Raw genomic sequence first — 19,936 nt, 5'->3', positions numbered from 1 at the left:
CTATGAGTATCGTAGCGCAAAAAATCACGTATATACATCCGGACAATCAAGTCTTATTCAAGGGGATCGACTTGACGATCAACAAGGGGCAAAAGGTAGCCTTAGTCGGGAACAACGGATCGGGAAAATCCACCTTCCTCCGTATCTTGGCTGGAACCTTGCAAGCGCAGGAAGGGGAGATTATCTATCCGACCCCACCCTATTACGTACCCCAGCATTTCGGGCAATATGATAACCTGACGGTGGCCCAGGCCCTACGTATCGACGGGAAACTAGAAGCCTTGCGGGCGATTACCGAGGGCGACGCCTCCCTCTCTAATTTCAATACGCTGGCGGATGACTGGACGATCGAGGAACGGAGCCTCGCCGCCCTGCACGCTTGGGGTTTGGAGCATATCCTCCTCTCCCAACCGATGCGCACATTAAGTGGCGGCGAGAAAACCAAGGTTTTCCTCTCCGGAATCGAGATCCACCAACCCTCGATCCTACTATTGGATGAGCCGACTAACCATCTGGATAAGCGTAGCCGGGAGAAGTTATACGATTTCATCACGTCTTGCCGTATCACCTTGTTGGTCGTCAGCCACGATCGTACCTTATTGAACCTATTAGCTTCCATAGCGGAATTATCCGTCGGGGGGATCACCCTTTACGGGGGTAATTATGATTTCTACAAGGAACAAAAAGAACAGGAACAGGCTTCCATGCAAGAGAAACTGGAAGCGAAGGAGAAAGAGCTTCGCAGGGTCAGGAAAACCGCCCGTGAGGTAGCCGAGCGAAAACAAAAGCATGAATCCCGGGGAGAGAAGCAAAGCGTCCGGAAAGGAATCCCCCGGATCATGATGGGCGGATTGAAGGAGAACGCCGAGAAAAGCGCCTCCAAACTAAAAGAGGTTCACGAGGACAAGATGGAGAACCTTGCCAACGAGCTAAAGCAAATGCGCTCCTCCCTACCCGACCTTCAAGGCATGAAACTGGATTTCAGCGCATCCGGCTTACACGAAGGCAAGATATTGGTTACCGCCAAGGAGATCAATTTCGGTTACGCCGAGGCCGGCGATCTATGGCCCTCCCCGATGAGCTTCCAGATCAAGAGTGGGGAACGGTGGCTGATACAAGGTGATAACGGTTCCGGCAAGACGACTTTGCTGAAGTTGATTACCGGCCAGTTACCGCCTCGTAGCGGTTCCTTGATCCGTGCGGATTTCTCCTCTATCTATATCGACCAAGAGTACTCGATCGTCCGGAACGACCGGACGGTGTACGAGCAAGCGCAAGCCTTCAACGAGCGTCATTTCCAAGAGCACGAGATCAAGACCTTGCTAAACCGTTTCCTCTTCCCGCACGACACGTGGGAGAAGAGCTGCGGGAAGCTGAGCGGAGGCGAGAAAATGAGGTTGGCTTTCTGCTGCCTGATGATCAGCAACCAGACTCCGGACCTGTTTATCCTAGATGAGCCGACCAATAATCTCGACATCCAAAGCATCGAGATTATCACCTCCATGGTCCGTGCGTACAGGGGCACGATCTTGCTGATCTCGCACGACGCTTATTTTATTCGGGAATTGGGTATCCACCAAATAATAACTACCTTCGCGGGTAGGTTAAAGACGAATTTATGAAGACGTTACTTGACGTGCATACCCATACGGTAGCCAGTGGGCATGCCTTTAGCACCCTGCAAGAAATGGCAGTGGCCGCCTCCGAGAAAGGATTGAAGTTACTAGGTATAACAGAGCATGCCCCCGGCATACCGGGGACATGCTCCCCGATTTACTTCCGCAACCTACATGTGGTTCCCCGCCGGATATACGGTGTCGAGTTATTGCTCGGAGCGGAATTGAACATCATCGACTATAAGGGTACGATTGATCTGGGCGAGGAGTACTTCCCGATGCTGGATATCCGGATAGCGGGCATCCACTCGCTTTGCTACAAACCGGGAACGGTCGAGCAGAATACAGAGGCGATGATCGGGGCGATCCGCAACCCGCATGTCCACATCATCAGTCACCCGGGAGACGGTACGGCAGAGGTGGATTTCGAGCCTATCGTATTAGCGTCCAAAGAGCATCACACGTTGCTGGAGATCAACAACAGCTCTCTCAACCCGGTCCGCAAGAAACTCACCGCCAGAGATAATAACCTCACGATCTTGCGCCTATGCAAGAAATACGAGGTTCCTGTGATTTTAGGTAGCGACGCGCATATATCTTTCGATATAGCCCGGTACGATCATATCTACGAGTTATTGCAAGAGACACGATTTCCGGAGGAATTGATATTGAACGACAAGGTAGAGGCGTTCAAGAAGTTCATAGGGAGATAAGCGGTGCCTTACATCCGGGCAGATACACGTACGTACCCGCCCGGGTGCATCTTTACTTACAATGTTCCTTTATTAATTTGTCCACGACAGGATCACCCAACTCCTTCGCCTTGTTGAAAGCCTCGCACGCTTCCGCCTTCTTACCCTGACGGACGTAGCAGATGCCTCGCAGACGGTAGCAAGAGGCGAAATCCGGAGCGATCCGCAAGGCATTCTCTAAGCTCCTCAACGCCTGATCATAGTTTTCCATACGGATATATACGGACGCTTCCTCCGCCGGATAAGTCGGGTCGCCCGGATTCAAGCGGATCGCGGATTGGATATCAGCCAAGGCTCCGGGGAAATCGTTCATGCGGAACTTCGCTTGCTCGCGGTAATAGAAGAAGCGGTCGCCGACCTGTCCTTTCAAGAGATCGTAGTATAAATCATAATCGTCCACGGCCTCCTTGTATTGCATCAGTTTCAAGCGGAGATCCACCCGTTCCAAGATATAGGGAGCGGCCTCGTTCGTTGGCGGGTTGCCGCATTTGGCGATGGCGCTATCCAGCAAGGCGATGATATCCCCGAAGTTAGCGCCCCGGATATTCGCCTTCGCCTTCGCCGCCCAATACCAAGAGGTAGAGGAAGCCATATCGCTATCGTTCACCTTCATATAATCAGCGAACGCCTGCTCGAAATCTCCTTTATAAAAATGGATGTCCCCTTCCAATTGGCGATAGACCGGCAAGTCCTCCTCCCCGATCGCTTTTTGTATCGCCTCGGTAGCGGCATCGACGGTCCACTGCTCCTTATTCAAGGTCGTATCCGCGGCGGCCACACCGTAGATCAGCTTGGCTCGGTTGAACCAGACATCCCCTTTCCGCTCGCTGAAGCGGGAAGCCGTGTTTATATCTTCCAACGCCTTATCCAGACAAGCCCCCTGCTCGGCCTCCGTAGGAGCCAGATCCGCACGGTGGTAAGCGTAATGATTGGCACGGTTCAAATACCCGTCGGGAGAATCCGGGAAAGTGGCGATGAAATCATTCAAGGTAGCCAGATACGTCTTCGGGTCTTGCGAGCTTGCCATCAGGTATAAGGAGACCTGCGCTTGGCTCGCGTCCGCCGGCCACGCCTTCCGGATACCAATCCGGCTATAGGTGGAATTAAAGGCGTCCGCCGACTGAATCGTCAAGCTATTCGCATATCCCGCCGAGACCGCGTAGGAATCTTCCTTCTTCCCCGACGCGTCTTCCTGCGCCAAGCCGAACACCTCGCCGTCCGCCGTCAATACAGGAGCGTTTACCTGCCCGCTTTCCAGCGCCATCGACAATTTATAATAGCTGAACGGCTCCTTCAACTTACTGACCTCCGAGACCGGTCCTTCCCCGAACTTCGTGATCTTACCGGTCGAGTAAGGCATCAGATAAGCGGTAGCTCCTTGCGAGATCGGCTCACGGGCGATCGGCAAGAACACGGCTTTCTTCGGCACCTCTACCTTGAACTTGATCACGTCATATAATTCATCAGCCCCCAAGATGCGGCTTACCGGATATTCTTTTCCGTCAGCGTCGGTCACGGTCGCCCTCGCCGCATCCTTAAACAAGGAATAGCCGGACAACGCCTCACCGGTCTCGGTTATGAAAAATCCCGTACCGGACGCTTTCTTCTGGTTATCTTTTCCATAAGTGGTGACGGTAACCACCGCCTTTCGTTGCTTATCCATCCATTTGGGCGCTTTCTTTTGCGCCGCCACCCAAAATACTTGGCAACAAATCGTAATCAACAGAACAATTCTTCTCATTTCGTTTTCATGTTATCAGAATATACGTCGCAAATGTAAATATTTATACCGGATAGCCGAACAAATTAGGGAATTAATCTATTATGATTATATTTGCGGAAACACTAAAAAACCGCAAGATTATGAGACTAAAAACATGTATGCTTATGTGTAGTTTATTCATGGCGAGCTTAGCCTCCGCTAGTAACTTCGCCTCGGATTCTTTCAAGACCAAGAGCGGAAAAGAACTGACCATCACGTTCATCAAGCATGGCAGCCTGATGCTTACGTACGACAATCATTCGATACAGGTAGATCCTGTCTCCGAATACGCCGATTATACGACTTTCCCGAAAGCCGATATCATCTTGATCACCCACGAGCATGGCGATCATCTGGACCCGAAAGCGATACAAGCTGTCGAGAAAAACAGTACGGAAATCATCGCCAACGAGAACAGCCAAAAGAAGCTGGGAAAAGGGAAGGTCCTAAAAAACGGCGATACGGATACCTCCATCAGCTATATGAAGATAGAGGCCGTCCCTGCCTATAACACCACACCCGGACGGGATAAATATCACCCCCGCCACCGGGATAATGGCTATATCCTCACGTTCGATGGACTAAGAGTCTATATAGCCGGCGATACGGAAAACATCCCGGAGATGAAAGACCTGAAAGACATCGACATCGCTTTCCTTCCCATCAACCAGCCTTATACCATGACCGTCCCGCAAGCGGCGAAAGCGGCCCGGATGTTCTCGCCTAAAATCTTATACCCTTACCATTACGGGGATACGAAGATAGGCGAATTGAAAGACGCCTTGAAAGGTAGCGGCATCGACGTGAGGATACGGGAGCTACAATGACGACAAGGCACGGCTCGCCTTTAAGATATTCCGCCGGTACACCCAGCAAGCCAAGAGGAAATAAACGACGCATTGCACCCACAACGTCACGTACTCCACACCGACTTGCTCAATCGACGCTCCCATCGAGTTAAGCTGTACATAGGCCAGCGTAGCGGGAGCCGCCGGAATGATATAATGGGCCATCTGCCAATACCAAGGCATCAATTCCAAGGGATAAGAGACTCCGGAAAGGAAGATCAAGCCTACCGAGAAGAAGGCGATCATCAATAACGGAGCCTCCGAGTCCGTAAAGAAATAAGAGGCGGCCAGCCCAAAGAAGCTGGTAGCCAACAGAAAGGGTATCAGCAGGATCAAGGTGTTCAGATAATTACCGATATCCGGCAGGCCAAACAATAGCGGTATCAAGCCCAACAAGAACAAAGCGAAAATCGTATACAATACGCAATACACAAAGGTCTTGCTGATTATCACCCTAGCGATCCGGCCAAAGGATAATCCCTCGGAGGCGAAACGAACGATGGTACCCGAATCCCGCTCTTCCCCGCTTATCATACCGATCACCATCAACAAGGTCTGGAACATAATGACGATCAATACCGCCGGGATCAAATAGGTTCCATATCCTTCCGTAAAATTATACAACGCCGTCCCGACCACTGATATGGGTTGCGCCGAAACGATCTTGGAAGCGTCTTGCTGGGGCAAGAACACCAACATCTCCGGACGATACCGATCGTTCAACGCCAACATGGCACCGCTGGAAGCCTCCTGCATCGCCATATAATATAGGAAGGCGCTTGTCGTCTGGTACATGATAAACAGGGACTCATTCCCTCGTGCCACCCGGGTCTCGAAATCAGAGGGAAGATACAAGATACCTACGGCATCCCCCTCCTTCATCCACTCCTGCGCCTCAGCGTAATCCAAACCATCGGCGATTACCGAGACTTGCGGAGTGGCGTTCAGCAAACGGATGTACTCCCGGCTCAAGTCGGTCTTTGAGTCATCGACGACTACCACCGGGGCGTTACGCACCAGATCCGGGGCATACATATAATTATACAGCAGGCCATAGAGAAATATACCTCCTACCAAGACGAGCAAGATAGCGTAGCTCGTGGAGATCGTCTTAAACTCGTCCTTGACCAAGGAAGCGATATCCGCCAAGGTTCCTTTCATATTATCGGATGTTCTCATATTTATGACTTAAAATAGCGATTTTCAAATGTGGCAACAGCACCAATGCCAATAACATAAACGCAAACAACGAACTTACGTTTACCCATGTATAAGGGAATCCGTAATCGCCATACAATAAGTTCTGGTTGATCTCCACGAAATGCCGTACCGGAAACAGGTACGAGGCGTAATGTACGGGAGCGTACATGGAATCGACCGGGAAAGTAACGCCGCATAAAGTAGCCCCCAGCGAACCGACCATAGACACCACGCTAATCACGATCGCTATAGCGGGAAACAACGAGAACAGGAATACCGCCAACGCTTGCGTAGCGACCACGAATAAGATCGCCGTCAAGTTCAATGGCCAGAAACCGCAAGCGAAAGGAATATGCATGACCCCGAACATGATATAGTTAGCGAAGACGCTCATGATACAAAAGATAGTCGTATAAGGGAGCAGCTTGCCCACCACCGCCACGAACATATTCATCCGTGCCGCCTCCAGCCATTCATCGCCTGTCCGGAACTTGATCTCACTACCGATAGCGTACACCGTAACCAGCAAAATGATCACTTGGAAAAAGACAAAGAAAAAAGGATTGCTCAGATAAACGGAATAATCCAGATCCGGGTTGAACAGCGGGTGGCTACTGGATCGTACCGGTAATAGGAAGGTGGTTATCTGATTCTCCCCCAGCCCCATCGCCGTAGCTTGCACAACCACCGGGGCGAGGGAAAGCGTACGCAGCAGGGTCTCGAAGGCCCCACGTACCTCACCGCCCACGCTCAACAAGGCATAGTGGTAATAATACGATAAAGTAGCGTCACGCCCCGCCGTGGCATCCGCCTCAAACTGATTGGGGATCACTAAATAACCGTAGATTTCTTTTGCTTGGGTAGCATGGCGAGCGGTCTCTTGGTCCGTATAATGCCGGGTTACCCGGAAAGTCGGTACCGCCTCTACCTGCCGGATGATCTCCCGAGACATGGAGGTGTTGTCTTGGTCTACTACCGCTATCGGTATATTCTCCATCTGCCCGCTTCCAAAAATCGTAGACATGAAGAATATACAGAACAAAGGCAACACGATACACACCCCGAAATATAACCTCCGGGAAACCATGCGATCCAGTTCCCGACGTAAAACCATATAGAAAGGACTCTTCTTTAGCATAGCGACAATAAATTATTTAGTTGTAGAGACGGGGCGTGCCCCGTCTCCCACCGTCCGACAGTAACTTTAAATACTATTTCGAGGGGATGAGACGGGGCACGCCCCGTCTCTACAACTGGATAGTATCAAGGGAATTGATAGAGTACGGACATACCGGGACGCAATCCCTCCACCTTCTCCACCGGTAAGGCATGTATCTCAAAGGTCCGCAAGTCATAGCTACCTGTCTGCTTGGTAGATTTCCAAGTAGCGAAACTGCCCAACGGACTGATATAATTGATCTTGAACTCAATATCCTTCTTATCGATCGCCGGTACATCGGCGACAAACGTTCCTCCCATCTTAAATAAAGGCAAACGATCCTCACGTACGTTCAATACCACATGCACGTCATCTAATACGACTAAGTTCATGATTGGCATCCCGGCCCCAACCAACTCTCCCCGTTTCGGGAAGATAGCGGAGATTTGTCCCGATTCCGGAGCCGTCAACCGAGCGTCCTGTAAAAGAGCCGCCACCTCCTCCACGGTTCCTTGCGCCGCCGTCACCAACGAGCGGGCGCTCTCCTTATCTTGTATCTGCGCCCCGTCTACCGCCATTTGATATTGGCTATAAGCGGCACGTTCGGCGGCCTCAGCCGCTTTATACATGGCCTCCACCTCATCTTTACGCTGTGAGGTTACCACGCTATCTTTATACAAGGCATTGACCCGATCATAGGTAATCTTCGCCAATTGTAAATCCGATTTGGATTTATTCCACAATTGTTGCAAGGAAGCGATGATTTGCTTTCGTGTACCCTCATCCACTTTCTGGTGCTGATACTTCGCGATGTTCTCCATGGCGTTCACCTGTTGATATTTAGCCAACGCCTCCGGACTATTGATGACGACCAAGGTATCGCCTTGGCGTACATTCTGTCCCTCTTTTACCAGAAAGGTATCGATACGCCCCGGTAACTTGCCGGAGATACGTATTTCCGTTGCCTCGATCTGCCCTTGCAAGATCACCGGCTTCTTTTTCAACAAGATCATCCCGATCAACGAGACAACTATAACAATCGCCAAGACTGCGACGAAGGCCACACTCAAATATCTCTTAGTTTTATCCATAACTCCTAAATTTTCAATTTTCAATTCCCCAAAAGCTCCTCGGTCTTTCCCTCCATCTTGTATTGGTGGAACTGCTCCGGCGTACCGCAGACAGACAGCAGATTAATCAAGGCTACATCATACTGATAATAAGCCAAAAGAAAAGCGGTCTTCACCTTCGCCAGCATAACCTCGGCATCGACTACCTCCGTAGAAGTAGCCATTCCCTCTTGGAAGGATTTCTTCCGCACCCGGACCAGTTCCCGGCTCATCTCGATCGTCGTATCCAAAGCCTTTACGTTATCCAAGGCATTTTGTAGCTGGCTGTAGAATTTATCGATACCGACCTCCAGATCCGTAATCGCCTTCTCCTTACCCAAACGAAGCGACTGACTAGCGATCTTTGCCTGCCGGATGGTTTTCTCCCGGTTCAAGCCATCAAAAATATTCCACGTAAAACCAACTCCCACCATCGTACGAGGCAACAAATATTTATCCAGTCCATCAGCGTACAAAGTCTGTTTGCCGAATAAAGCGATATTCGGGACATAAGCGGACCGGCCGATCTTTAGTTGATTATCGGCTACAACCTGCTGCAATTTCAATTGATTGACTATATAATTATTCATCGGAACCAGATCCTTGAAGTATTGAGCCGGAGGAAGCGCCTCATTAATGAATAAAGGAGTCGTGGTACGTACGTCACTCCCCTCCTCCATATTAATCAAGCTTTTAAACGCCTGTTGAGCGACCGCTAAATCCTTACGGGCCGATTCCAGTTCTCGTTTCGCCTCGTCCATACTTACCTGAGCGAACAGACGCTCGGCCCGATTGATCATCCCGTTTTGCTCTAATTTAAGGGCTTGGTCATAATGGGTTTTCAAAGAATTGTACACTTCCGTTTTTACGTCCACCACACTTTGTCCCAGACGAAGCCCGAAATAAGCCTCGATCAATAAGGATTGTTGGTTGGCATCCACTTGATTCCTATTCACCTCCGCTATAGAGACCATCGTCTTTCCGATCTTGTTCGCGTAGATACGTTTTCCTCCCGTGAAAACAGGCCACGTCACCGTAGCGTCTATAGAAGTGATGTTTTGGGAGATCAGCGGAAGCGAGAAAGTACCTTGCCCGATCTTATCCAATACCGACATGATCAGCTCATTATCCGGGATATAATTATGGACAAACTCCTTCGCCGGTTCCGTATATTTACTCAGCGACTGCCGTACCTCTATCGGATTCGACATATGTACGAAAGCACCCGCGGCGTTCACCGACGGATACCAAAAAGCGTTTAGCTTTTGATGCTCATTCCGAGCCCATTCCACTTCTTTCCCTGCTATTTTCAAGCTTTTATTTTCCTTATGAAGCAGGTCGAGAGATTGTTCCAAGCTTAAATCCACATCGTTCCCTTGGCTCCATGAAGCACATGGAAGAAGATACAGCAAAAGAATACTGTAAGATACTATATTACTCACCATAAACTCATTTAGTAATTGACGTTCAGTTGGAGTAATAACAGCGAAAAAGGGAGGATTGTTTTTACTTCTTTTTCAAGTTGGGAAGGAACCAAGTGACCAGTCCTAAAAGAGGCATGAAGCCACATACGTTGTAGACAGCCTCTATTCCATAATGATCCGCCATATTTCCTAATACGGCCGAGGCTATACCCGCCACACCGAAAGCAAATCCAAAGAAAAGTCCCGAGATAAGACCTAATTTATAAGGAAGCAACTCTTGCGCATACAACAAAATAGCCGGGAACGCCGATGATAAGACCAACCCCACGCAAAAACTAAGCACGATCGTCCAAACGAATCCCACATGCGGCATCAACAAGCTAAATGGGGCTGCCCCTAGAATCGATCCCCAAATCACATATTTCCGTCCTATCTTATCACCGATAGGACCACCCGCCAAGGTTCCTATGGCCGTAGCGATCAGGAAGACGAACAAACAGATCTGCGAAGTCTGTACACTCACCCCGAATTTATGGATCAAGTAAAAGGTATAGTAGCTATTCAAACTAGCCATATAGATATATTTAGAGAAAATCAAGGTCAGCAATATCGAGATCGAAAAGACTGTTTTTCCCAAAGAAAGAGGCATCTCCACATGCGTCTCACCCGACTTCTTCTGCCATTTCACCCGACTCAAATACGCCTTATACCAACGGCAGATAGGAATCATCACCAAAATAGCGACGAATGCTAGTATAGAAAACAAAGCGATATGAGTCCGTCCATAAGGCGCCACCAATAGAGCAACCAGTAGCGGACCTAACGATCCGCCCAAATTACCACCCACTTGAAAAAGCGATTGCGCCAATCCCCTACGCCCTCCCGACGCTAGCGAGGTGATCCGGGACGCTTCCGGATGCAAAACCGAAGACCCGATACCTATCAAGAATACGGAGATCAAGACCCAATGGAGCGTAGAGGAAAAAGCGAGATTCAACAAGCCGACCAACGTAAAACTCATACCAATAGGTAACGACCAAGCCACGGGACGCTTATCAAAAATCAAACCGGTTATAGGCTGGAAAACAGAAGCGGATAATTGATAAACAAGCGTAATCAACCCGATTTGGGCGAAGCTCAACGCTAAATCATCCTTGAAAAGTGGATAAACCGCCGAGATAACGGATTGCAACGAATCATTCAAACAATGCGTAACGCTTAACGCCACCAATACCCGGAATGCTGTTTTATTTACCGGCTGTTGTTTAGAAACCTGCTCCATAACTATCTATATTTCTATTTCACCTCGTGCTCATTAACATTTCAAAAACCGCACAAAAAGTTAGCTAATTTCTAGAAAAACAAACCCTAAGAGCCTATTTTAACTATAGTTAATACAACTATTCTTTCGGTTCTTTTCATTTCTTTATGTTAATCGGCTTAATCTTAATACCTATGAGCCTTGTTTTCTCAGTGATACTTCAGAGCTGTATCCCGGAATGAGCATATATCTTATAACTCACTCCCAAAACAAACGCCAAAATCCCTTATCTGCCATCATTCCGACCCGAAGTTAAAGATCGAGATCATTAACGGGAACAGCCTCTGAAGTTTTTTATATTTATTCCTCTTCTTCTCCCTCGTTCGCCGAATGTAAGATAAAAGTAGTAGCGCCAATCGTTACGATCGTACCTTCCCCGATACGTACTTGTTCTTTTTTACCAACCAACACATTTTTCACAAAAGTCCCGGTCAAGCTAGGAAAGTCACGCACCATATAAACGAACTTGCCATTAGCGTCTTTCTTTACATTAATCACACAATGCTTACGCCCCATACTTGGATCGCTCGTGATAATAGGGACATCTACACCTTCCGTATCCTTATTACGGCGACCAATCACATTATCTCCCATCACTAATGGTAGATCTTGCTTAAAAGCAAAACCATTCTCGATAATGGTAATATAACCACAAGAGAAATCCGGTTCCTTCACCTCTTTTTCCTCACCGGTAGCCGTCTTCACCACCTTTCGGCCCAATTTAATCTTAAATTGCGCTCCACACTGCGGACAGACGAAGGCTAATACCTTCCCTTCCGGATATTTGGTCTCATCAAAAGACAACTGATTATCACATTTTGGACAGAATACTCTTTTCATACACTTAAATACAGGATCTAGTATTACAAACGGAGCGCAAATTTACGAAAAAACCTTCAGCTACACTCCTAAAATCTCATGGTTATGATTTTTTGAAACAAAAAAGGCCATCCGTCACGGACAGCCAATCTCAATTGTTAACCTTAAATCTAATACCATGAAAAACATGGTGCAAATATAGAGGTTTTATGTTATGTAGCATAATATTTTATTTGCAAATCTCATTTACTTAACCAGATTTAACAAAACTATGCTTTAAAACATATCCGTAAACAATATATATCCCCTTAGAACTTAGGTTCATTCTCTTTAATCTCCTTCAAAGGCAAGGTAAACCAAAAAGTGGAACCTACTCCCAATGTAGATTCTACCCCGATTCGTCCCCCTAGTTTCTCGATAATATTTTTGCAAATCGCCAATCCTAATCCGGTACCTTGTTTGCAAGCGTTCAACTTAACAAAGCGATCGAATATAGTTCTACAATCTTCCTCCGAGATTCCCATTCCCGTATCCGAGACCGAAACTCGTATTTCATCTTTCGATACCTTATAGGCTAATTTGATCTCACCTTCCGAAGTAAACTTAATCGCATTTGTCAAGAAATTAGAAATAACCTGCACGACTCGTTTCGGATCTGAGAAAACAGTCACGGGTTGTGAGCCCCGATCGAAAACAAATCGAACGTTTTTCGGAATCTTCAAGGCATGTACCGCATAGGTTTCCTCACAGATCTCCTTAAAATCGAAATTTCTCTTCGTAATGTCAAAGGTTCCCGCCTCAATCTTTGAGAAATCAAGGATATCCTCAATCAATTGCAGAAGCAATTCACTATTCTTGTCAATGATATCCACATAAAACTCTCGTTCCTCCTCCTCTATCTCCTTGGTCTCTGCCAGTATATTCGCGAAACCAACAATAGCATTTAAAGGCGTGCGGATCTCATGACTCATATTCGCCAAGAACATAGACTTAAGCCGATTCGCCTCTTTAGCCTTAACTAACTCATATTCTTTCCGTTGACGCTCTCGTTCCGCCCAGCGCAATTTATCTTGCATGGCGATCTCATCCGTTATGTCCATCAAGTAATAAAGGATTTTCGCAGGTCTTCCCGCCTCATCATATTTATAAGGGTACGCATACGCTCTCACCCAAACATATTGCCCCTCAAAAAGCTGTCGGTATTGAATACTATATTCACCGATCTCACCCATAACAATCTTTTCAAAGCCTTGTACAAGTACCCTTTCCCGATCTTCCGGATATACGATCTCACAAAAATCTTTTTTCGTTGTCAAGTTACTTGCTCTCAATCTGGATTTATTACCTAAAACACGTAAATCCAGATCGATATGCATCTTATCGGTTTTAACATCATATTCCCACAGCAAGGAATCACTGCAACGCATAACCGTTTTCAACTTCGTGAACAGTTCCTCTACTTTCTCCGACTTTTGATATTCTTCCGTCTCATCCGTAAACATTAGTACATATCCACAGATATCTTCAGCCTCTCCTTTCAACGGCACACATTTAATAGACAGACGTAAATTTATACCTTCCTTTTTTGGGTCTATGTTATAGTACTCATTCGTTTGTATATTATCAAATTCATAATTACAATCGAACACAACCATTTCTCCCTGTTTCAGACGAGCGATCTTGTCCTCTGGAAAATTAGGATTCTCGAAAAGATTTATTCCCATAATATCCTTCCGGCTTATAGCGAACAAATTCTCGTCCGTCCTATTGAGATCCACTAGCTGCCCCCTCTCGTCATAAACTTCAATTCCAACAGGTAATTTCTGGAATAGGGCATTAAAGCTCATTTCCTCTAGCATTTTATTACATTGTCCCATCGTCATATTAAATTATAACCACTAATTCCCTACTTTAAATCAATCAAGCAATCTCCTCTGTTATTTATACAACAAATGAACGATAATAACGATTGCAGCAGAAGTTTAAAGTTATAGAAATAATATGAAAATCAAACATAATCATGTTGAAAATATATATTTTCGATATTGAGAAAGAGTCATTCCCGTCCGTTGACGAAAAAAGCGATTCAATGTCGATTGAGACGGAAAATTAGTCAATATAGCGATCTCCTGTATATTTAATCGAGAGTCACGTAGCAACGACTTTACCTCTAACACTATATAGATAGATAAAAACTCCTTGGCTGAAATGCCACACCTTTCATTCATGATCGCACTTAAATAAGTTGTCGTTATATTCAATTTATCCGCATAAAATCCAACATTCTTGTGATTCTTGAAATTCTCTGCCACGAGACTACAGAAATCATAGATCAATTGCTCTTTTCTCAAACTAGTCCTGAAAGGGATTTTCTTACGCACTTTCACATAATAGTCGTAAACATCCATGTAAAAAATCCCCAAGTAACATATAATCCGCTCCCTCAGAAGCCCATTACCCCGATACCGCTCAAGCTCATTCTCTATCAATTTGCAAAATGATTGAAAACGCTCAATACCATTATTATCCTCTATATTATAGTAAAAATGATCCTTCACGAAAAAATGAAATCCCGGATCAAAATGACGTAAGGAACTTAATACATCCCCATGTAGTACATGTGGTATGATGATAAACTTCGCCGAGAAGTCCTCACTCACGTTCCGCATTGAGCATAACTGTCTCGGAAATAAGAAAATCAATTCATTCTTATTCCATACATGCTTATTATCAAGCAAATGAATGATCGCACTACCTCTATTACATACTGCTATTATCCCGTAATCCAAAAAAGAAGGTTCTGAAGTCAATGGACTATCTTCAATCTGTTCCGTAATAATAAAGTCTTTTTCTAATCCGCCTAAAAAACGATCACATGTATTATACCTATTCTCTTGCATATACTCTTATAAATTAAGGGAATACGAAATCTTACCTCCAACAACAATCAACAGAATAATATTATATTTTGTTCTGTCCGTTAAGGTCCCAAGTATATTCGTTTGATATTTTTCTTTCCTTACCCCCTCTTCTATTAGCCATCAAACCTTATATATCAATTGGTGCTAACAGCTAACCAAGGAAATCATAAAAAAACACAAGACAAAATTATATAATAAAAAATTAACTATTAAATGCATAACTAAACTAAAAGCGCACAAAAACACATCAATTGTATACAAAATCGAAACAGACAAAGAATAACCGAAAAAGATCATAAAAATACAGTTAGCTTCATTGACAAAGTAAGTTAACTGAAATACCAAAGCAAGTTAACTTACTTTGCCGATGAAATTAGCTTACTTTGAAAGTATGGATGTTACCCTCGGAAAGGGGAGCCTAAGCAGTGTTCTCAAAAATTCGTGTATTCATGCCTCTATACAAAAAAAGGCTATCCGTCACGGACAGCCAATCTCAATTGTTAACCTTAAATCTAATACCATGAAAAACACAGTGCAAATATAGGCGGTTTTATGTTATGTAGCATACTGAATTATTTGCAAAATTCATTCACTTAACTCGATTTAACGAAATCATGCCCTAAAACATAGTTATTAACAAGAAAACTATTCGTTCAGATCTAATAGCTTCCCAAGAAATCGTCGAGGGAACGAGGATCATCATCTGGCATCAATTCTTTTTTCAAACGAAATTTGCGTTTATAGATAGCGTCCTTCGTCACATTCAAGACTGACATCAGCTCCGCCGAGGTTAGCCGCAATTTGATCAAGCAACAAAAACGAATGGCATCCTCCGTCAAATCCGGATAAGCGACACGTAAACGACTTATAAAATCATCATAAAGAGTATTTACGATCTCGATCAAGTTTCTCCAATCCGAATCCGGCAATATCGTTTCCGATTTAGAAAGTATCTTCAACTTCTTGAACGTATCCAACTGTTCCAGCAAACACTTCGCCAAACGTTCCTTTTCCTTGATCAAGGATTCCACGTCACGATGCGCTTTCCACTGAGCCGCATGCTGGTATTCCATCAAGCATTTCTCCTTCGCTTCCAATTGCTCCTTGATGTGCGACATCTCACGACTATAACGTTGTATCAAGATTTCATTTTTATCCACAAGACTCGCTATTTCTCTCAGTTCTTTCTCCTTTTTTGTCTTATAAAGGTGATAACGTAAAAAAGATAATAAAAGTAGGGCAAAAGTAACGATGATTAAAATGATCAGATAATAAATATCTACATAGAAATGCTCCGGCTCCTTTAGAACCGAGCTTATGGCAGTAGATGTGTGCAGCGCAAACTTCATATAAATAGTATTTATTATCTTAATACTTCTTTCTTAGAATTCCCTCTCTCCAAATCGCTTCCAAAAAGCCTGTCCCATATCCGATCAATTGGACAAAAGCCGCTATGATAGATAACAACGCAACGATTCCGTTCTTATTTCTCACTAAAGCGTCAAAAAAGATCAGCGAAATATAAAATAACAATAGCCCCCATACCTTTGGAACGAAAAAAGCGGAAATACATACTCCCAGCAGACCTACCACAAATAAGGCCGGCAGGCAATGTACCCATTTCAATGATTCCGGGTACTTCTGGTACAAGATAATCCTAGCGTACCCCGAATGCCATACTTGCCGGAAAAACTGGACGAAATTTGTTCTTCGCTTATGATAGACCCAAGCGCCCGGAAAATAACGGCATTTATAGCCTGCCGCAAAAATCCGGATACTAAAATCTATATCCTCTCCATAACGCATATCAGAGAAACCACCCAAGGCTTCATACACCTCTTTCCGCATTCCCATATTAAAACTCCGAGGATAGAATGTATCCAAATGTCTCCGGCTTCCTCGGATCCCTCCTGTCGTAAAGAAAGAAGTCATCGAGTAATTGACCGCTTTTTGTATAGCGGAAAAAGAAGAATGCGCCCTGTCGGCACCACCAAAGGCATCCACCTTATAACGCATCAAGGACTCGTGTACTTGTTCCAGATAGCTGGCCGGAACGATACAATCCGAATCCAAGACAATCACGATCTCTCCTTCCGCATAACGTACCCCTTGATTGCGAGCCAAGCCCGGGCCTGAATTCTCTATATAGAAATAGCGAATCCTCAAGCGGTCATTATAGGCATTGACTACGGACTCACAAGGTATAGAAGAACCGTCGTCCACTACGATAACCTCAAAATGTACATATGTCTGCCGGGTAAGACTGTTTAATAAATCGTCTATCTCCTCCGGACGATTGTAGACAGGAATAATAATTGAAAATACTTCCATTAAGCTAGATTTAATCTGCCGACAAAAGTAAAGAGTTAAAAAGCGTGTATCAAAAAAGGGCACTGGACAAATAGAGGACATAGCTGGACATCGAATACCCCCTATTTTTTACCCCATAATAGAAAAACTGGACAAAAGACATAAGATACGTTCAGTTCATTCATGCAGAATAATCTATTTATCAATAGCTTACAAAATACAATACTATCCGCTACTATTTGGACAAAGACTGGACGCACACAATATTATTTCATTCGCACATCTGCCCCCCACATTAATTTTTCCCGAAGCGTCTGATAAAAAGTATGGTTATAGCGCTTGATGACTTTCGTCGTATAATCGGCCTTGCTCATCTTTAATTCGATACCTGCCGGGAATATTTCCGAACGTCCATCCAAAGAGATCAGAAAATATTTATTCCGGCTCTCTACCCGAAGCGTTATTATATCTGAATCCGGAATCACCAACGGACGCACGTTCAAGGAATGCGGAGCGACCGGACTCAAGACAATGCTATTACTTTGCGGGACGATAATCGGCCCATTTACGCTCATCGAATAGGCCGTGGAACCGGTAGGTGTAGCCACTACCAAACCATCCGCCTGATAAGAAGTCAGATATTCCCCATTCAAGAATGTATGAATCGTAATCATCGAGGAACTATCACGCTTCAGCACGGCGATCTCGTTCAAGGCATAATTATATCCGCGAAACGCACGGTCTTCCGTATATAAACGCAAGAGGGTTCGTTCCTCTACCTTATAGTAATTCTTAAAAATCTCATCCAGCGTATCCTCAACCTCATTACTGCTGACATCCGCAAGGAAACCCAGCCGTCCGGTATTAATGCCTAAAATAGGGATATCCTGTTTATTTACCCGGGCCGCCGTACGAAGGAACGTACCATCTCCTCCCACGCTAAGGGCTATATCCAGATCAAACTCATCACCCACTAATAGCCCGCTCACCACTGGCTCAAAACCAAAAGCATCGGTAAGGAATGTATAAAAAGGGCTGTCCACATAAATATCAGCCTCTTGTTCACGAAGCTTCTCAAACAGGCGTTTAATCAGATTCTGTCTCTCGATCTGATATTCACTTCCAAATATTCCAACTTTCATTCTACGCTCCTTACTTTACATATTCATATAATGTAATAACTCATTCATCCGCTGCCGCAACATATCATCCACCATCCCCTTCTCCATAAAATGATAAAGCACCGTATAATTGAAACGCTCGAAACTACGGATCACGGGAGAGGCATCTTCCAAATCGATCTTAAGGGTTATAAGCAGACGGCCCGTATCTTTATCTTGATGGGATAGCAAATTAAGGACATGGGCATTATTCGCCTCTACCAAACGGGCGATATCCGTTAATGAATAATCCTGTGGCATCATTTCCAATACGATCACGCTTCCAGCCGCCTCCGCATTACATAGCTCGGATAAAGCATCCACCAAACGATCCCGGGTAATCGCCCCCAAATAAGTTCCGTCCACGGAAACCACAGGCAACAGGCTCAATCCATATCGGGTTATCATTGCCAACGCTTCATGTAAATGTCTATTTTCCGAAATCGCCGGAGCGAATAAAACCGGCTCACCGATCGTAGCCGAAGGATCCGGCAGCGCCAATAAGTCTTTTTCCGACACTAAACACTGGTATGCGCTATCACTCAATAACGGAAGATGCTTGAGTTTAAAATCCTCCATTAATGCCAACGCATATTCCGCTGTGTCAAAACTTTTTAACACCGGAATTTCCTTTGTTATGAAATCTTTCACCAACATTATTCTGTTAATTCCCTAAATCCTGCTAAATTTGCCGATACTTTTGTGCAAATGTAATGAAAGAAAAAAGATATACGATATACAATGACAAATTTAAGTGTAAACATTAACAAGGTTGCTACTATTCGTAATGCGAGAGGTGGCAATATGCCAAACGTGCTGAAAGTGGCGCAAGACTGTGAATTATTCGGGGCACAAGGAATTACGGTTCATCCCCGTCCGGATGAACGACACATACGCTATAGCGATGTTTATGGACTAAAACCTCTTATCCGGACAGAATTTAACATAGAAGGCTATCCTTGTGATAAATTCATCGACTTGGTATTGAAGGTAAAACCGACCCAAGTCACACTGGTTCCGGACGCTCCGGATGCCATCACGTCGAACTCAGGTTGGAACGTAAAGGACAATTTCGATTACTTAAGCGAATTGGTAGACACCTTTACCTCACAAGGAATCCGTACATCCATCTTCGTCGGAACAGACTTGGCGAATATCGAGCTAGCGGCGAAAACAGGTACGGACCGTATTGAATTATATACGGAACCTTATGCGACCTATTATCCGGAAGATCGTGACAAAGCGATCGCTCCTTTTGTCGAGGCCGCGCAATTAGCTAAAAACTTAGGATTAGGCGTAAATGCCGGACACGATTTGAACTTAGAAAATCTGGCTTTCTTCAACAAGAATATCCCTTGGCTGGAGGAGGTTTCTATCGGCCATGCCTTGATTTGTGATGCGCTCTACCATGGTTTGCAAGAGACGATCGCTTTATACAAGGCATGCTTGAATAGTTGACAAGTGACAGTTTATAGTTATAAATCATAAATTATAATTCATAATTCGAAACGATGAGTATTTTACTTTCACTACAG

17 protein-coding genes are annotated in these 19,936 nt (G+C 45.2%); 4 read left to right on the top strand and 13 right to left on the bottom strand.

The features are described from left to right. The first annotated feature begins 2 nt into the window (after positions 1–2). Together abc-f and CI959_RS15225 are read left to right on the top strand one after the other, a co-directional pair. On the top strand, positions 3–1,622 hold the full coding sequence (abc-f, locus tag CI959_RS15230; protein ID WP_057316618.1) for a ribosomal protection-like ABC-F family protein: 1,620 nt from the start codon (positions 3–5) through the stop codon (positions 1,620–1,622). After that, a complete protein-coding gene (locus CI959_RS15225; protein ID WP_005855893.1) occupies positions 1,619–2,329 on the top strand; it encodes a phosphatase in 711 nt (236 codons plus the stop codon). The genes abc-f and CI959_RS15225 overlap by 4 nt, the downstream gene beginning before the upstream one ends. A 52-nt stretch (positions 2,330–2,381) precedes the next feature. On the opposite strand, the gene CI959_RS15220 is transcribed toward CI959_RS15225, so the two are convergent. After that, positions 2,382–4,109 carry a tetratricopeptide repeat-containing serine protease family protein gene (locus tag CI959_RS15220; RefSeq protein WP_011966493.1) on the bottom strand — a complete coding sequence of 576 codons (1,728 nt, stop codon included), beginning with the start codon at positions 4,107–4,109 and terminating at the stop codon, positions 2,382–2,384. Positions 4,110–4,231: 122 nt separating this feature from the next. Here CI959_RS15220 and CI959_RS15215 point away from each other — a divergent pair, with 122 nt between their 5' ends. After that, entirely contained in the window at positions 4,232–4,957 is a 726-nt protein-coding gene (locus tag CI959_RS15215; RefSeq protein ID WP_057316620.1) for an MBL fold metallo-hydrolase, read from the top strand. On the opposite strand, the gene CI959_RS15210 is transcribed toward CI959_RS15215, so the two are convergent. From CI959_RS15210 to CI959_RS15155, 12 genes are all read right to left on the bottom strand, one after another. Beyond that, positions 4,949–6,157 carry an ABC transporter permease gene (locus tag CI959_RS15210; protein WP_005855888.1) on the bottom strand — a complete coding sequence of 403 codons (1,209 nt, stop codon included), beginning with the start codon at positions 6,155–6,157 and terminating at the stop codon, positions 4,949–4,951. The two genes, CI959_RS15215 and CI959_RS15210, sit on opposite strands and share 9 nt — an antisense overlap. Next, positions 6,141–7,316: an ABC transporter permease gene (locus tag CI959_RS15205; RefSeq protein ID WP_057316621.1), complete on the bottom strand. Its 1,176-nt coding sequence runs from the start codon at positions 7,314–7,316 to the stop codon at positions 6,141–6,143. The genes CI959_RS15210 and CI959_RS15205 overlap by 17 nt, the downstream gene beginning before the upstream one ends. Positions 7,317–7,441: 125 nt before the next feature. After that, the gene (locus CI959_RS15200; RefSeq protein WP_095231479.1) at positions 7,442–8,428 is read right to left on the bottom strand and encodes an HlyD family secretion protein; all 987 of its coding nucleotides are present in this window, start codon (positions 8,426–8,428) and stop codon (positions 7,442–7,444) included. 20 nt (positions 8,429–8,448) lie between these two features. Further along, positions 8,449–9,891, bottom strand: a complete 1,443-nt coding sequence (locus tag CI959_RS15195; RefSeq protein ID WP_005855881.1) for a TolC family protein — start codon at positions 9,889–9,891, stop codon at positions 8,449–8,451. Between the two features lie 61 nt (positions 9,892–9,952). Continuing rightward, entirely contained in the window at positions 9,953–11,152 is a 1,200-nt protein-coding gene (locus tag CI959_RS15190) for an MFS transporter (protein ID WP_008780298.1), read from the bottom strand. Positions 11,153–11,491: 339 nt separating this feature from the next. After that, a complete protein-coding gene (locus tag CI959_RS15185; RefSeq protein WP_008780297.1) occupies positions 11,492–12,031 on the bottom strand; it encodes an FHA domain-containing protein in 540 nt (179 codons plus the stop codon). 287 nt (positions 12,032–12,318) lie between these two features. Next, positions 12,319–13,887 (bottom strand): ATP-binding protein, encoded by a 1,569-nt coding sequence (locus tag CI959_RS15180; protein WP_009276347.1) that lies wholly within the window; start codon positions 13,885–13,887, stop codon positions 12,319–12,321. Positions 13,888–14,028: 141 nt separating this feature from the next. Beyond that, the gene (locus tag CI959_RS15175) at positions 14,029–14,910 is read right to left on the bottom strand and encodes a helix-turn-helix domain-containing protein (protein ID WP_008771769.1); all 882 of its coding nucleotides are present in this window, start codon (positions 14,908–14,910) and stop codon (positions 14,029–14,031) included. Between the two features lie 680 nt (positions 14,911–15,590). Next, positions 15,591–16,280 carry a hypothetical protein gene (locus tag CI959_RS15170; protein ID WP_011966499.1) on the bottom strand — a complete coding sequence of 230 codons (690 nt, stop codon included), beginning with the start codon at positions 16,278–16,280 and terminating at the stop codon, positions 15,591–15,593. 19 nt (positions 16,281–16,299) lie between these two features. Beyond that, complete coding sequence (locus CI959_RS15165; protein WP_041525570.1) at positions 16,300–17,262, bottom strand: glycosyltransferase family 2 protein; 963 nt, start codon at positions 17,260–17,262, stop codon at positions 16,300–16,302. Positions 17,263–17,507: 245 nt separating this feature from the next. Then, positions 17,508–18,383, bottom strand: coding sequence for an NAD kinase (locus tag CI959_RS15160; protein WP_005855867.1), 876 nt, complete (start codon positions 18,381–18,383; stop codon positions 17,508–17,510). A 15-nt stretch (positions 18,384–18,398) separates the two neighbouring features. Then, a complete protein-coding gene (locus CI959_RS15155) occupies positions 18,399–19,058 on the bottom strand; it encodes a CBS domain-containing protein (RefSeq protein ID WP_005855866.1) in 660 nt (219 codons plus the stop codon). 84 nt (positions 19,059–19,142) lie between these two features. Here CI959_RS15155 and CI959_RS15150 point away from each other — a divergent pair, with 84 nt between their 5' ends. Continuing rightward, the gene (locus tag CI959_RS15150; protein ID WP_005855864.1) at positions 19,143–19,859 is read left to right on the top strand and encodes a pyridoxine 5'-phosphate synthase; all 717 of its coding nucleotides are present in this window, start codon (positions 19,143–19,145) and stop codon (positions 19,857–19,859) included. The last annotated feature ends 77 nt before the right edge of the window (positions 19,860–19,936 follow it).

The organism is Parabacteroides sp. AT13 (assembly GCF_002272965.1).
GTDB lineage: Bacteria > Bacteroidota > Bacteroidia > Bacteroidales > Tannerellaceae > Parabacteroides > Parabacteroides distasonis.
The sequence above is the reverse complement of the archived record's forward strand: the minus strand, read 5'-3'. Positions and strand labels throughout refer to the sequence as shown.

Bases quoted from the DNA above. Each gene is read 5' to 3' on its own strand.
- CI959_RS15185 (WP_008780297.1), bottom strand. From the start codon at position 12,031: ATGAAAAGAGTATTCTGTCCAAAATGTGATAATCAGTTGTCTTTTGAT.
- CI959_RS15165 (WP_041525570.1), bottom strand. From the start codon at position 17,262: ATGGAAGTATTTTCAATTATTATTCCTGTCTACAATCGTCCGGAGGAG.
- CI959_RS15175 (WP_008771769.1), bottom strand. From the start codon at position 14,910: ATGCAAGAGAATAGGTATAATACATGTGATCGTTTTTTAGGCGGATTA.
- CI959_RS15195 (WP_005855881.1), bottom strand. From the start codon at position 9,891: ATGGTGAGTAATATAGTATCTTACAGTATTCTTTTGCTGTATCTTCTT.
- CI959_RS15200 (WP_095231479.1), bottom strand. From the start codon at position 8,428: ATGGATAAAACTAAGAGATATTTGAGTGTGGCCTTCGTCGCAGTCTTG.
- CI959_RS15220 (WP_011966493.1), bottom strand. From the start codon at position 4,109: ATGAGAAGAATTGTTCTGTTGATTACGATTTGTTGCCAAGTATTTTGG.
- CI959_RS15160 (WP_005855867.1), bottom strand. From the start codon at position 18,383: ATGAAAGTTGGAATATTTGGAAGTGAATATCAGATCGAGAGACAGAAT.
- CI959_RS15190 (WP_008780298.1), bottom strand. From the start codon at position 11,152: ATGGAGCAGGTTTCTAAACAACAGCCGGTAAATAAAACAGCATTCCGG.
- CI959_RS15170 (WP_011966499.1), bottom strand. From the start codon at position 16,280: ATGAAGTTTGCGCTGCACACATCTACTGCCATAAGCTCGGTTCTAAAG.
- CI959_RS15155 (WP_005855866.1), bottom strand. From the start codon at position 19,058: ATGTTGGTGAAAGATTTCATAACAAAGGAAATTCCGGTGTTAAAAAGT.
- CI959_RS15180 (WP_009276347.1), bottom strand. From the start codon at position 13,887: ATGGGACAATGTAATAAAATGCTAGAGGAAATGAGCTTTAATGCCCTA.
- CI959_RS15150 (WP_005855864.1), top strand. From the start codon at position 19,143: ATGACAAATTTAAGTGTAAACATTAACAAGGTTGCTACTATTCGTAAT.
- CI959_RS15205 (WP_057316621.1), bottom strand. From the start codon at position 7,316: ATGCTAAAGAAGAGTCCTTTCTATATGGTTTTACGTCGGGAACTGGAT.
- CI959_RS15215 (WP_057316620.1), top strand. From the start codon at position 4,232: ATGAGACTAAAAACATGTATGCTTATGTGTAGTTTATTCATGGCGAGC.
- CI959_RS15210 (WP_005855888.1), bottom strand. From the start codon at position 6,157: ATGAGAACATCCGATAATATGAAAGGAACCTTGGCGGATATCGCTTCC.
- abc-f (WP_057316618.1), top strand. From the start codon at position 3: ATGAGTATCGTAGCGCAAAAAATCACGTATATACATCCGGACAATCAA.
- CI959_RS15225 (WP_005855893.1), top strand. From the start codon at position 1,619: ATGAAGACGTTACTTGACGTGCATACCCATACGGTAGCCAGTGGGCAT.